Source organism: Pseudomonas sp. Rh2 (assembly GCF_040762985.1).
Taxonomy (GTDB): Bacteria; Pseudomonadota; Gammaproteobacteria; order Pseudomonadales; family Pseudomonadaceae; genus Aquipseudomonas; species Aquipseudomonas taiwanensis.
Map to the genome: position 1 here is coordinate 2,444,001 of NZ_CP142890.1, position 13,277 is coordinate 2,457,277.

The following is a 13,277-nucleotide window of genomic DNA, read 5'->3' on the forward strand; positions in this document are numbered from 1 at the left end:
AAGTGGCCATGCGAGAAATCACATAGTCATTTGAGATTGCTGAGCCAAGTTTAGGGTTTCTTAAAAACCCAAGCAGTATTGAACTGAAGAGTTTGATCATGGCTCAGATTGAACGCTGGCGGCAGGCCTAACACATGCAAGTCGAGCGGATGACGGGAGCTTGCTCCTTGATTCAGCGGCGGACGGGTGAGTAATGCCTAGGAATCTGCCTGGTAGTGGGGGACAACGTTTCGAAAGGAACGCTAATACCGCATACGTCCTACGGGAGAAAGCAGGGGACCTTCGGGCCTTGCGCTATCAGATGAGCCTAGGTCGGATTAGCTAGTTGGTGAGGTAATGGCTCACCAAGGCGACGATCCGTAACTGGTCTGAGAGGATGATCAGTCACACTGGAACTGAGACACGGTCCAGACTCCTACGGGAGGCAGCAGTGGGGAATATTGGACAATGGGCGAAAGCCTGATCCAGCCATGCCGCGTGTGTGAAGAAGGTCTTCGGATTGTAAAGCACTTTAAGTTGGGAGGAAGGGCAGTAAGTTAATACCTTGCTGTTTTGACGTTACCGACAGAATAAGCACCGGCTAACTCTGTGCCAGCAGCCGCGGTAATACAGAGGGTGCAAGCGTTAATCGGAATTACTGGGCGTAAAGCGCGCGTAGGTGGTTCGTTAAGTTGGATGTGAAAGCCCCGGGCTCAACCTGGGAACTGCATCCAAAACTGGCGAGCTAGAGTACGGTAGAGGGTGGTGGAATTTCCTGTGTAGCGGTGAAATGCGTAGATATAGGAAGGAACACCAGTGGCGAAGGCGACCACCTGGACTGATACTGACACTGAGGTGCGAAAGCGTGGGGAGCAAACAGGATTAGATACCCTGGTAGTCCACGCCGTAAACGATGTCAACTAGCCGTTGGAATCCTTGAGATTTTAGTGGCGCAGCTAACGCATTAAGTTGACCGCCTGGGGAGTACGGCCGCAAGGTTAAAACTCAAATGAATTGACGGGGGCCCGCACAAGCGGTGGAGCATGTGGTTTAATTCGAAGCAACGCGAAGAACCTTACCAGGCCTTGACATGCAGAGAACTTTCCAGAGATGGATTGGTGCCTTCGGGAACTCTGACACAGGTGCTGCATGGCTGTCGTCAGCTCGTGTCGTGAGATGTTGGGTTAAGTCCCGTAACGAGCGCAACCCTTGTCCTTAGTTACCAGCACGTTATGGTGGGCACTCTAAGGAGACTGCCGGTGACAAACCGGAGGAAGGTGGGGATGACGTCAAGTCATCATGGCCCTTACGGCCTGGGCTACACACGTGCTACAATGGTCGGTACAGAGGGTTGCCAAGCCGCGAGGTGGAGCTAATCTCACAAAACCGATCGTAGTCCGGATCGCAGTCTGCAACTCGACTGCGTGAAGTCGGAATCGCTAGTAATCGCGAATCAGAATGTCGCGGTGAATACGTTCCCGGGCCTTGTACACACCGCCCGTCACACCATGGGAGTGGGTTGCACCAGAAGTAGCTAGTCTAACCTTCGGGAGGACGGTTACCACGGTGTGATTCATGACTGGGGTGAAGTCGTAACAAGGTAGCCGTAGGGGAACCTGCGGCTGGATCACCTCCTTAATCGACGACATCAGCCTACTGATGAGCTCCCACACGAATTGCTTGATTCATTGTCGAAGACGATCAAGACCCTATATAGGTCTGTAGCTCAGTTGGTTAGAGCGCACCCCTGATAAGGGTGAGGTCGGCAGTTCAAATCTGCCCAGACCTACCAATATGCGGGGCCATAGCTCAGCTGGGAGAGCGCCTGCCTTGCACGCAGGAGGTCAGCGGTTCGATCCCGCTTGGCTCCACCACTCGCTTACTTGATCAGAACTTAGAAATGAGCATTCAGATCGAATGTTGATTTCTGACTTTTGTCAGATCGTTCTTTAAAAATTCGGATATGTGATAGATAGACTGGCACGCACTTTCACTGGTGTGATGTCAGGCTAAGGTAAAATTTGTGAGTTCTGCTCTTAATTGAGCAACATGCGAATTTTCGGCGAATGTCGTCTTCACAGTATAACCAGATTGCTTGGGGTTATATGGTCAAGTGAAGAAGCGCATACGGTGGATGCCTTGGCAGTCAGAGGCGATGAAAGACGTGGTAGCCTGCGATAAGCTTTGGGGAGTCGGCAAACAGACTGTGATCCAGAGATCTCTGAATGGGGGAACCCAGCCAGCATAAGCTGGTTATCTTGTACTGAATACATAGGTGCAAGAGGCGAACCAGGGGAACTGAAACATCTAAGTACCCTGAGGAAAAGAAATCAACCGAGATTCCCTTAGTAGTGGCGAGCGAACGGGGACCAGCCCTTAAGTTGATTTGAGATTAGTGGAACGCTCTGGAAAGTGCGGCCATAGTGGGTGATAGCCCCGTACACGAAAATCTCTTGTCAATGAAATCGAGTAGGACGGAGCACGAGAAACTTTGTCTGAACATGGGGGGACCATCCTCCAAGGCTAAATACTACTGACTGACCGATAGTGAACCAGTACCGTGAGGGAAAGGCGAAAAGAACCCCGGAGAGGGGAGTGAAATAGAACCTGAAACCGTATGCGTACAAGCAGTGGGAGCCTACTTTGTTAGGTGACTGCGTACCTTTTGTATAATGGGTCAGCGACTTATATTCAGTGGCGAGCTTAACCGAATAGGGGAGGCGTAGCGAAAGCGAGTCTTAATAGGGCGTTTAGTCGCTGGGTATAGACCCGAAACCGGGCGATCTATCCATGGGCAGGTTGAAGGTTAGGTAACACTGACTGGAGGACCGAACCGACTACCGTTGAAAAGTTAGCGGATGACCTGTGGATCGGAGTGAAAGGCTAATCAAGCTCGGAGATAGCTGGTTCTCCTCGAAAGCTATTTAGGTAGCGCCTCATGTATCACTCCAGGGGGTAGAGCACTGTTTCGGCTAGGGGGTCATCCCGACTTACCAAACCGATGCAAACTCCGAATACCTGGAAGTGCCGAGCATGGGAGACACACGGCGGGTGCTAACGTCCGTCGTGAAAAGGGAAACAACCCAGACCGTCAGCTAAGGTCCCAAAGTCATGGTTAAGTGGGAAACGATGTGGGAAGGCTTAGACAGCTAGGAGGTTGGCTTAGAAGCAGCCATCCTTTAAAGAAAGCGTAATAGCTCACTAGTCGAGTCGGCCTGCGCGGAAGATGTAACGGGGCTCAAACCATGCACCGAAGCTACGGGTGTCATCTTTGATGACGCGGTAGAGGAGCGTTCTGTAAGCCTGTGAAGGTGAGTTGAGAAGCTTGCTGGAGGTATCAGAAGTGCGAATGCTGACATGAGTAACGACAATGGGAGTGAAAAACTCCCACGCCGAAAGACCAAGGTTTCCTGCGCAACGTTAATCGACGCAGGGTTAGTCGGTCCCTAAGGCGAGGCTGAAAAGCGTAGTCGATGGAAAACAGGTTAATATTCCTGTACTTCCAGTTATTGCGATGGAGGGACGGAGAAGGCTAGGCCAGCTTGGCGTTGGTTGTCCAAGTTTAAGGTGGTAGGCTGAGATCTTAGGCAAATCCGGGATCTCAAGGCCGAGAGCTGATGACGAGTTGCCTTTAGGCGACGAAGTGGTTGATGCCATGCTTCCAAGAAAAGCTCCTAAGCTTCAGATAACTGGGAACCGTACCCCAAACCGACACAGGTGGTCGGGTAGAGAATACCAAGGCGCTTGAGAGAACTCGGGTGAAGGAACTAGGCAAAATGGCACCGTAACTTCGGGAGAAGGTGCGCCGACGAGGGTGAAGGACTTGCTCCGTAAGCCCATGTCGGTCGAAGATACCAGGCCGCTGCGACTGTTTATTAAAAACACAGCACTCTGCAAACACGAAAGTGGACGTATAGGGTGTGACGCCTGCCCGGTGCCGGAAGGTTAATTGATGGGGTTAGCGCAAGCGAAGCTCTTGATCGAAGCCCCGGTAAACGGCGGCCGTAACTATAACGGTCCTAAGGTAGCGAAATTCCTTGTCGGGTAAGTTCCGACCTGCACGAATGGCGTAACGATGGCGGCGCTGTCTCCACCCGAGACTCAGTGAAATTGAAATCGCTGTGAAGATGCAGTGTATCCGCGGCTAGACGGAAAGACCCCGTGAACCTTTACTATAGCTTTGCACTGGACTTTGAATTTGCTTGTGTAGGATAGGTGGGAGGCTTTGAAGTGGGAACGCCAGTTCTCATGGAGCCATTCTTGAAATACCACCCTGGCAACTTTGAGGTTCTAACTCAGGTCCGTTATCCGGATCGAGGACAGTGTATGGTGGGTAGTTTGACTGGGGCGGTCTCCTCCCAAAGAGTAACGGAGGAGTACGAAGGTGCGCTCAGACCGGTCGGAAATCGGTCGCAGAGTATAAAGGCAAAAGCGCGCTTGACTGCGAGACAAACACGTCGAGCAGGTACGAAAGTAGGTCTTAGTGATCCGGTGGTTCTGTATGGAAGGGCCATCGCTCAACGGATAAAAGGTACTCCGGGGATAACAGGCTGATACCGCCCAAGAGTTCATATCGACGGCGGTGTTTGGCACCTCGATGTCGGCTCATCACATCCTGGGGCTGAAGCCGGTCCCAAGGGTATGGCTGTTCGCCATTTAAAGTGGTACGCGAGCTGGGTTTAGAACGTCGTGAGACAGTTCGGTCCCTATCTGCCGTGGACGTTTGAGATTTGAGAGGGGCTGCTCCTAGTACGAGAGGACCGGAGTGGACGAACCTCTGGTGTTCCGGTTGTCACGCCAGTGGCATTGCCGGGTAGCTATGTTCGGAAGAGATAACCGCTGAAAGCATCTAAGCGGGAAACTTGCCTCAAGATGAGATCTCACTGGAACCTTGAGTTCCCTAAAGGGCCGTCGAAGACTACGACGTTGATAGGTTGGGTGTGTAAGCGCTGTGAGGCGTTGAGCTAACCAATACTAATTGCCCGTGAGGCTTGACCATATAACACCCAAGCAATTTGCTGACGCAGATTGCGGTGGTGAAGACGAAACGACCGAAAGTTCGCAAAACCACAAATTCACATATCCGAATTGGCCAAGAGTGTTTACACGACATTCTGGCAACAGAATTTCTTGACGACCATAGAGCATTGGAACCACCTGATCCCATCCCGAACTCAGCAGTGAAACGATGCATCGCCGATGGTAGTGTGGGGTTTCCCCATGTGAGAGTAGGTCATCGTCAAGATTCATTTCGCAAAACCCCTATCTGCGTGAGCAGGTAGGGGTTTTGTCTTTCCGGCGCGGTGGTTGCAGTCTCAACCCCTCGCCAGTTCCGCCAGGTGGGCTGTTGCTTCCTCGCTCTTGAGCACCAATACATCGCCTTTCAACGCGTCTAGCACCACCTCTGCGGTGTTTCCGATCAAAGCGCCGGTTATGCCGGTTCGGCCGACGGTACCCATGATGGTCACGACAGCGTCGTACTTGTCCTCCGTGAAGGGGATTAGAACATCCGCCGGGCCTTCTGCGATGTGCAGGCGATCATCACTGATATCGAACTCGGCTTGGAAAGCTGTGCATGCGTCCCTATAGCGCTGCTCGATGGTTTCGCTGAGTTGGAAGGCGGGGTCGGAAGCGGAAAGCATGGGGGAGGGATGGGCGCAGATCACATGCAATTCCCCTTTGGCCAAGCTGGCGATTGCATAACCGTGATCGATGATACTGGCATGCAGGCGACGGTGGTCCTCGTCCTGATTGCCGACATCAACAGCAGCAAGAATCACTCCACCGGTCCAGGGCCGCTCGCTCTTGACCATCAACACTGCGCAAGGGCACTGACGCAACAGCTTCCAGTCGCTGGGTGTCAGTATCGCCTTTTTCAGTGGGTTATCCGGTCGATGCTCCTTGATCACCAGTTCGCAACCTTCAGCCTGCTGCACCCGAATAATGGTTTCGTGCAGGCTTTCTTGCCAAGCCTCTTCATGGGTGACATTGATATACCCATCATCGCGCAACTGGCTTTGCAGCAAACTCAAAAGGGCACTGTGCTCACGATTCTTGTCACACATCAGCAGGTGCAGGCGGGCACCTGTCACACCTGCGATCAGTTTGGCCCGGGTCAGTGCGCGGCTATGGGCATGCGCAGGGTCTAGAACGACAAGGATGCTGCGGACGGCTTGCATGGGCGTTAGCTCCCTTCAAAGATGGCGACCTGTGCCTGACTATAGTCCGCGCCGCGCACGCCGCCGTTTGATGTACATCAAGCATAGCCACTGGCGTTGGCCGACGCCGCCGGTATAATTCCTGGTCCTGCCTGTCCTGTGTGGTTGTGTGCTTATGTCCCTGATCCCCGAAATCGACGCTTTCCTCGGCTGTCCCACCCCAGACGCTTGGATCGAGGCGGCGCTGTCGGATCAGGAAACCTTGCTGATCGACCACAAGAATTGCGAGTTCAAGGCTGCCAGCACCGCGCTGAGTCTGATCGCCAAGTACAACACGCACCTGGACCTGATCAACATGATGTCGCGCCTGGCCCGTGAAGAGTTGGTGCATCATGAACAGGTGCTGCGTCTGATGAAGCGTCGTGGTGTGCCATTGCGGCCGGTTTCCGCCGGGCGTTATGCGTCGGGTCTGCGCCGTCTGGTACGGGCCCACGAGCCGGTCAAACTGGTCGACACACTGGTTGTCGGGGCCTTTATCGAGGCGCGTAGTTGCGAGCGCTTCGCAGCCTTGGTGCCGCACCTGGATGAAGAGCTCGGCACCTTCTATCACGGGCTGCTGAAAAGCGAGGCGCGCCATTATCAGGGTTACCTGAAGCTTGCACACCAGTACGGTGCTGAGGCGGATATTGCCAAGCGTGTGGAGCTGGTGCGCGAGGCAGAGGTCGAACTGATCAGTTCACCCGATCAGGAATTGCGCTTTCACAGCGGTATCCCCATGGCGCAGGCTGCCTGATCCACTTCAAGAACGCCGCCCCAGCAACAACCCGATGACCAAGCCAAAGCCCGCGGAAATGGCAACGGTTTGCCAAGGATGCCCGCCAATGTAGTCCTGGGTGGCATCCATCACGGGTTGGGCCTTGGCACGTACCCGGTTGGCAGACTCACGGGCCTGGCGCAATTTGAGGCTGACTTGGGCGCGCAGGGTTTCTGCCTCTTCGCCTACCAGGGAGGCGCTGTCGTTGAGGAGCTTCTCTGACTCTTCGATCAATGCCTGCAGCTCGCTGAACACTTGGTCCTTGATTTGTTCGCTTTCGGTAATCAGGGCGGTTTTCCGGGCCATGAACACATCCTCGTCGATGGGTGAGTTGAATAATGGATGCCGGTGCGGCGGGAAAGTTGCGCCGGCTTACCGATCATTCGCCCCTACAGTGTAAGATAGCGACCATTTTTCACATGCAGGTATCCCCATGAGTTTCAATCTGGCCAACAAGAGCTTCGAGGAACGGGCGCAGATCGAGGCAGAAAAGGCCCGCTTGTTCGAACTGTGGCAGAACAACCTCGGCAAAGCCAAGGGCGAGGCCGCGCGGCTGATTGCCGAAAAGCCCCGGCGCAAAGGCAAATGGGCCGAGTGGGTACGTGCCGAGCTTGACAGCATGTCGCCACCGGAATACGCAAACATGGTGCGCAGCGAGGTCAACAAGCTGATGGCCGCCGCCAGCGCCAATCGTTGAGCGCCTGATATCCTGCACTCAACGATAAAGGCTGCCACCCTGAGGCAGGTCAAGCTTGCCCTGGTCGGTGAAACGCACCGTGCCAAACAACCCTCCCGCCAGTTTTCCGCGCAACACATAGGGCAGGCCTTGCAGTGAGTCCAGCTTGCGCAGCCCATAGGCCTGGCGCAGGAAGGAGAACGCAGTGATGCTGACCGGCACCACGATCACCGCTTCGTCGTATCGGCCGATGTGCCCCTTCTGGTCGCTGACGCCGGCCGCCAGTGGCTGGCCATTCACTTCCAGATTGAGTGCGACACCGTCGTAATCGACCGATGCATCATTAGGGTTCTGCACGCGCATCTTCACTGCCATGCGCATCTCCAGTTCTTGTCCTGGCAAAGGCTCGATGCCGATGACGCTGATGTTCAGTGGGTCGCGCGCCTGGAACAGCGCACAGGCACCGAGCCCAAGCGCCATCAATAGCATCAGTGCATAACGGGCGCAGCGCACAAGACGGTCACGCATAGAGGTGGCCTTTTCGTTAGAAAATCAGCATGCAGTGTGGCAAATGCACGAGGACGTTGAAAGTCTCGGGCCTTATGAAAGATACTGTTTCTCATTAACGCCCGATAATCTCTCTTACTGGCTGCTTCTCACTCAATGCTGACGTCTCCCGTGTCTGGTCTGCTGGCAAGTTTCCAGGAGCACTACGACGACCTGCTGCAGTTTCTCACCCGGCGTATGAACGACCGGCAGCGGGCCGCCGATGTGGCGCAGGAGACCTATCTGAAGCTCGTACAGGTCGATCAGCAGGCGATACCGGTTCTGCATGCGCGCAGTTACATCTTTCGCGTGGCCGGCAATCTGGCGATCGATGCCCTGCGTCGTGAGCAGCGTATCGCGTCCCGCCACGATGACAGTGACGGTGCGGGAGAGATTGCCTGTCCGGCCCCCGCGCCGGAAGCGGCGCTGCTTGCCCGCGAGCGTTTGCAGATACTCGACCAAGCGCTGCTGCAATTGCCCAGCAAACCCCGCGAAGCCCTGTTGCTCAACCGCGTCGAAGGCCTGACCCAGGCGCAAATTGCACAGCGGCTGGGCGTTTCCGAGAGCATGGTGGCAAAATACATCGGCCAAGCCCTGCGCCACTGCCGTGACTGGGTCAAACACAACCATGACTGATGCCCTTGCCATGCCCGCGCCTCCACCGACCAGCGACCTGTCCAACGACGCCCTTGACTGGCAGGTGCTGCTGCATTCTGGCAACGCCAGTGCGGCAGACCACGCACGCTATCAACGCTGGTGCCAGCTCAGCGCGGCCCATGCCGAGGCGGCGCGGGAGGCCCAAGCGCTCTGGGAGGATATCGGCGGCACTTCCGCTGCCGCATCGTTCATTGCGTCGCCGGCACCGCGCAAGCGCCACTGGTTTGCTGGCATCGCCGCATCAGTGGTGCTGTTGGTGGCGGGCTACAGCGGTTGGCAGCAGGCCCCAGTCTGGCTGGCGGACTATCACACAGGCGTGGGGCAGCGGCAGAGCATTACCCTGGCCGATGGCTCGCGGGTGGTGCTCAACAGTGCCAGCGCCTTGACCGTGGCCTTTACCGATCATGAGCGCAGGGTCGTGTTGCGGGCCGGCGAGGCGTTGTTCGAAACGGTCAACGATGTGCGCCCCTTTGTTGTCGATACTGGCGATGAGACCGTGCGGGGCGACACCGCCGTGTTCAGCGTGCGCAGCGACGGCCGGGTGGTGCTGGCCGAAGGTGAGGCAAGGGTAGCGGGGCAGCTCGTGCCGGTATCGGCAGACGCCAGCGCGCAGACAGCCTGGCAGCGCGGCAAGCTGATTTTCAATGGCAAGCCATTGGGCCAGGTGCTGGCAGAGCTTGAGCGTTATCAGCAGGGTCGCATCCTGTTGTCGGACAGCCAGCTGGCCACACTGCAAGTCAGTGGCGTTTTCGATCTTGACGAGCCTCACGCTTTGTTGCGCACACTCGAGCAGCGTTACGGCCTGAAGGTCACCTATCTGCCATGGCTGGCTGTAGTGCATTGAGTCGTCAGAAAAAATAATCGAAATTTTTTTCATTCAGCACTGCAAGTTCATGCAGGCCAGATCGTCGTAGTGGGACTGATCAGCAACCCATTCTCATTTACGACTTGTCTGGAAGCTTATTCGTGACACTCACGCTCAAGCCTTTGCACCGCCGCGGCGGTCGGTTCCATCATGCCTTGCTGTCCTGCACCGCCCTGGCCATGCTTGCCAGCCCGCTGCAGGTCTGGGCCGACTCCGCTCGCGATCAAGCCCGGGTCGAAGCTCGACAGGTACAGCTCGATCTCCCTGCGCAGGCCCTCGACCAGGCCCTGACCGCGTTTGCCGACCAGGCGGGTTTGCACCTGCTGTACACCACCAGCGACGTCGCAGGGCTCACCAGCCCGGCACTGCAGGGTAGCTACAGCATCGAGCAGGCATTGCAACAGCTGCTGGCCGGAAGCGACATGGCCTGGCAGTTCAGCGACGTCCGCACCGTAACCCTGCGCAGGGCCGAAGGTGCGCCGCAGGCGATCAATCTCAAGCCCATCGAAGTGAGCGTGGCGTCGCGTACCAGCACTGCCATCAGTGAAATTCCTGGTACGGTCTGGGTCGTTGACCAACAGCAGCTGCGCGAGCAGATCGACAGCGGCGTCAGTCTCAAGGAGGCCATCGGCAAGTTGGTGCCTGGCCTGGACCTGGCCCCTGAAGGCCGCACCAACTACGGCCAGAACATGCGCGGGCGCAACGTGTTGGTGATGATCGACGGTGTCAGCCAGAACAGTTCGCGCGGTTTGTCGCGCCAGTTCGATAGCATCTCGCCGTTCAACGTCGAGCGCGTGGAAGTGTTGTCCGGCGCCAGCGCCATCTATGGCGGTGGTGCCACCGGCGGCATCATCAACATCGTGACCAAGAAGGGCGAGCCGGGGCCTGCACGTTTCGAGACTCAGTTTGGCGCCAGCAGCGGCTTCAACAACAGCGACGACCTGGCCACTCGTTTCGCTCAGTCGGTCAGCGGCGGCAATGAGCGGGTGAAGGCTCGCCTGGGAGTTTCCGGCGAACAGAACGAGGCGTTCTATGACGGTGCGGGCGACCAGATTTTCATCGACAACACTCAGACCGACTTGCAGTACAACCGCACCCTCGATGTGCTCGGCACCCTGGGGCTCACCTTGAGCGACGAGCAGAGCCTCGACCTGTTGGCCCAGTACTACGATTCCGGTAACCACGGCAGCACCGGCATCTACTTCCCCAACCTCAACTACAACGCACCGTCAGACTTAGAAGACGCCGAGCTGCGCGGTGGTTATTCCTCTGACCTGGAACCTCGCACCCGTCGTCTGCTACTCAATGCCAACTACCACCACACCGATGTGCTGGGCCAGGACTTCTACCTGCAAGCTTCGTATCGCAAGGAGGACGACAATTTCTATCCGTTCCCTTACTACAACCGCGCCACTCCCACCGGCTCGCGCGGCGTGTACTTCGCCGCGTCGCAGCAGAATTTCGAGGTCACCAGCCTCAAAGGGTTGTTCGCCAAGCAGTGGGATACGCTCAAGCTCACTTACGGGGTAGACCTTGACCGAGAGCGCTTCAATGCCCAGCAGACCACCTTCGATGCACTGACCTCGTCTGAAAGCGGTGGCCTGGACCTGGACAAAGCCAGCAAGGCGGACCGTTACCCCAGCTACCGGGTCGACGGTGTGTCCGTTTACGCCCAGCTCGATTGGCATGCGACCGATAACCTGACCCTGTCCACAGGCGCACGACGCCAGCAGATGGACGTGGATGTCAGCGATTTCAAGGGCGTGCCGGGCGGCAGCAATGACTACCAGGTCAATCTTTACAACATGGGAGCCATCTACGATTTCAAGAATGGCCACCAGGTTTGGACCAACTACGGTGAAGGTTTCGACCTGCCAGACCCTGCCAAATACTACGGCAAGCAAGGCCTGAGCGTGGCCGACAACCCGCTGGCGGGTATCAAGAGTCGTCAGGTCGAGCTCGGCTGGCGCTACGCCGATCTGGATTGGGATGCCCAGGCAGCGTTGTACTACATCTGGTCGGACAAGATCATCAACGTCGACTCGCAGACGCTGACCATCGATGTGGAAGACCAGAAGAGCCGAGACTTTGGCTTTGAAGGGGCGTTGACCCGGCACTTTCAGAGCGGTTGGGAGGCGGGCGGCACCCTGCACCTCACCCGCTCTGAGGAAGAAGACGCCAATGGCGGCTGGGACAAGCGCGACGCTCGATATGCATCGTTGTCCAAATCCACTGCGTTCGTTGGCTGGAAAGGTGACGGCCGTAGCGCACGCCTGCAGGCCAACCATGCATTCAGCTTGAAGGATGACGCTGACCACGAGATCGACGGGTATACGACCTTCGACCTGCTGGCCAGCCAGGACACCGGTTTCGGCACCTTCAGCGCGGGTATCCAGAACCTTCTGGACAAGCAGTACAGTACGGTCTGGGGGCAGCGAGCGACATTGTTCTACTCACCAACTTATGGGCCAGCTTACCTGTATGACTACCAAGGACGGGGCCGGACCTACACCCTGACCTGGAGCATGGCCTACTAACCGGTGCTTGCGCGTGCTGGCCGGATCGCCGGCCGGCGCCTACAGGTGCTTTACGCGCCCTGTAGGCGCCGACTGATCGTTTCATGAGACGAACGCCCCTTGCAGATCCTCCACGAATGCGCCCTGCGCCTCCCCGCAGGCCTGCACTCGATGCCAGGCCAAAGTGAACGGCACAAGGAAATCCAGCGCCGGATCCAGCGCTCGCAGCAGACCTTGCGCCTCCCAAGGTGCTGCGTAATGGCACGGTAGGTAACCGATATGTCGGCCCGACAGGATGAATGCCAGTACACTTTCGGTCTGCTCCGCCACCGCCATGCTTCGGTGGCTTTGAAACGGCTCGCCTGATTTGAGAAAGCGATACGGGTGACGAACCTGGTCCGCTTCGAGCAACTGTCCGTGCTCGACGTGCGGCACCGCGAACAGCGCGTGGCCCTTGCCGCAGTACAAGCGCTGGCGCTCTTCGAACAACGGTTGGTAATCGAACGCTGCCTGGTTACCGGAGAAGTAGCTGATGGCGTAATCCAGCCGCTGCTCCAGCAACAGTCGTTCCAACTCTGCCGGTGGTGCGCTGATCAATTGCAACTGGACGGATTCGTCCCGCTCACGAAAGCGCGATATCGCGTTGGCGATGCGCAGGCTCACCGACGTGTCCTGGCCCTCTGCCAAACCCAGCCGTACAGTCCCCAGCAGCCTTCCGCCAACGCCATTGGCCTGCTGACGAAAGTGCTCGATGTTCAGCAACAATTCGCGGGCAGCATCCAGCAATAACTGGCCTTTTTCAGTCAGTCGGAAGCCACCCTTGCCACGGTTGCACAGGCGATAGCCCAGGCGGGTTTCCAGCTGCGCCATGCGCTGGCTGATGGTGGGTTGGCTGAGCCCAAGTACGCCCTGGGCGGCACTGAAACCACCGGCCTCTACTACAGTGACGAACAGCCGCAGCAGGTGCAGGTCGGGGTCTTGCAGTTGGCCAAGCATACATTGCTCCTGATGAATGTCAGCTTTACAAACTTGCCATTCTTGCAATGTAACTCGGCTGGCATGCTGG

Annotated in this window: 8 protein-coding genes, 2 tRNA genes, 3 rRNA genes and 1 pseudogene; 10 read left to right on the plus strand and 4 right to left on the minus strand. The window is 56.9% G+C overall.

The window, feature by feature from the left end; all coding sequences use genetic code 11:
* The first annotated feature begins 80 nt into the window (after positions 1–80).
* The 5 genes from VXM67_RS11010 (at position 81) to rrf (ending at position 5,224) form a co-directional block, all read left to right on the plus strand.
* A 16S ribosomal RNA gene (locus tag VXM67_RS11010) occupies positions 81–1,617 on the plus strand.
* A 77-nt stretch (positions 1,618–1,694) separates the two neighbouring features.
* Positions 1,695–1,771: transfer RNA gene (locus VXM67_RS11015), tRNA-Ile, on the plus strand.
* Between the two features lie 6 nt (positions 1,772–1,777).
* A tRNA-Ala gene (locus tag VXM67_RS11020) sits at positions 1,778–1,853 on the plus strand.
* Positions 1,854–2,086: 233 nt separating this feature from the next.
* Positions 2,087–4,978 (plus strand): 23S ribosomal RNA (locus VXM67_RS11025).
* A 130-nt stretch (positions 4,979–5,108) separates the two neighbouring features.
* Positions 5,109–5,224, plus strand: a 5S ribosomal RNA gene (rrf, locus tag VXM67_RS11030).
* Together the 16S, 23S and 5S rRNA genes with 2 tRNA genes alongside form the textbook arrangement of a ribosomal RNA operon.
* Positions 5,225–5,294: 70 nt before the next feature.
* Here the strand turns inward: rrf and VXM67_RS11035 are convergent.
* Positions 5,295–6,158: a universal stress protein gene (locus VXM67_RS11035; RefSeq protein WP_023379781.1), complete on the minus strand. Its 864-nt coding sequence runs from the start codon at positions 6,156–6,158 to the stop codon at positions 5,295–5,297.
* Between the two features lie 154 nt (positions 6,159–6,312).
* Here VXM67_RS11035 and VXM67_RS11040 point away from each other — a divergent pair, with 154 nt between their 5' ends.
* Entirely contained in the window at positions 6,313–6,930 is a 618-nt protein-coding gene (locus VXM67_RS11040) for a tRNA isopentenyl-2-thiomethyl-A-37 hydroxylase MiaE (RefSeq protein ID WP_023379782.1), read from the plus strand.
* A 6-nt stretch (positions 6,931–6,936) separates the two neighbouring features.
* Here VXM67_RS11040 and VXM67_RS11045 read toward each other — a convergent pair whose 3' ends face one another.
* Positions 6,937–7,257, minus strand: coding sequence for a YqjD family protein (locus tag VXM67_RS11045; protein WP_027907811.1), 321 nt, complete (start codon positions 7,255–7,257; stop codon positions 6,937–6,939).
* Positions 7,258–7,384: 127 nt separating this feature from the next.
* On the opposite strand from VXM67_RS11045, the gene VXM67_RS11050 reads away from it, so the two are divergent.
* The gene (locus VXM67_RS11050) at positions 7,385–7,648 is read left to right on the plus strand and encodes a hypothetical protein (RefSeq protein WP_023379784.1); all 264 of its coding nucleotides are present in this window, start codon (positions 7,385–7,387) and stop codon (positions 7,646–7,648) included.
* Between the two features lie 18 nt (positions 7,649–7,666).
* On the opposite strand, the gene VXM67_RS11055 is transcribed toward VXM67_RS11050, so the two are convergent.
* Positions 7,667–8,155, minus strand: a complete 489-nt coding sequence (locus tag VXM67_RS11055; RefSeq protein WP_023379785.1) for an LEA type 2 family protein — start codon at positions 8,153–8,155, stop codon at positions 7,667–7,669.
* 135 nt (positions 8,156–8,290) lie between these two features.
* Here VXM67_RS11055 and VXM67_RS11060 point away from each other — a divergent pair.
* The 3 genes and pseudogenes from VXM67_RS11060 to VXM67_RS11070 all read left to right on the plus strand — a co-directional run.
* Positions 8,291–8,794, plus strand: a pseudogene (locus tag VXM67_RS11060) (RNA polymerase sigma factor); the annotation flags it as partial.
* A gap of 7 nt (positions 8,795–8,801) precedes the next feature.
* Positions 8,802–9,674 (plus strand): FecR domain-containing protein, encoded by an 873-nt coding sequence (locus VXM67_RS11065; RefSeq protein WP_148299908.1) that lies wholly within the window; start codon positions 8,802–8,804, stop codon positions 9,672–9,674.
* A 122-nt stretch (positions 9,675–9,796) separates the two neighbouring features.
* Positions 9,797–12,232 (plus strand): TonB-dependent receptor, encoded by a 2,436-nt coding sequence (locus tag VXM67_RS11070; protein WP_023379786.1) that lies wholly within the window; start codon positions 9,797–9,799, stop codon positions 12,230–12,232.
* A gap of 81 nt (positions 12,233–12,313) precedes the next feature.
* On the opposite strand, the gene VXM67_RS11075 is transcribed toward VXM67_RS11070, so the two are convergent.
* Positions 12,314–13,207 (minus strand): LysR family transcriptional regulator, encoded by an 894-nt coding sequence (locus tag VXM67_RS11075; protein WP_023379787.1) that lies wholly within the window; start codon positions 13,205–13,207, stop codon positions 12,314–12,316.
* Positions 13,208–13,277: the final 70 nt, after the last annotated feature.

Coding starts and splice junctions, on each gene's coding strand:
- VXM67_RS11035 (WP_023379781.1), bottom strand. CDS start 6,158: ATGCAAGCCGTCCGCAGCATCCTTGTCGTTCTAGACCCTGCGCATGCC.
- VXM67_RS11040 (WP_023379782.1), top strand. CDS start 6,313: ATGTCCCTGATCCCCGAAATCGACGCTTTCCTCGGCTGTCCCACCCCA.
- VXM67_RS11045 (WP_027907811.1), bottom strand. CDS start 7,257: ATGGCCCGGAAAACCGCCCTGATTACCGAAAGCGAACAAATCAAGGAC.
- VXM67_RS11050 (WP_023379784.1), top strand. CDS start 7,385: ATGAGTTTCAATCTGGCCAACAAGAGCTTCGAGGAACGGGCGCAGATC.
- VXM67_RS11055 (WP_023379785.1), bottom strand. CDS start 8,155: ATGCGTGACCGTCTTGTGCGCTGCGCCCGTTATGCACTGATGCTATTG.
- VXM67_RS11065 (WP_148299908.1), top strand. CDS start 8,802: ATGACTGATGCCCTTGCCATGCCCGCGCCTCCACCGACCAGCGACCTG.
- VXM67_RS11075 (WP_023379787.1), bottom strand. CDS start 13,207: ATGCTTGGCCAACTGCAAGACCCCGACCTGCACCTGCTGCGGCTGTTC.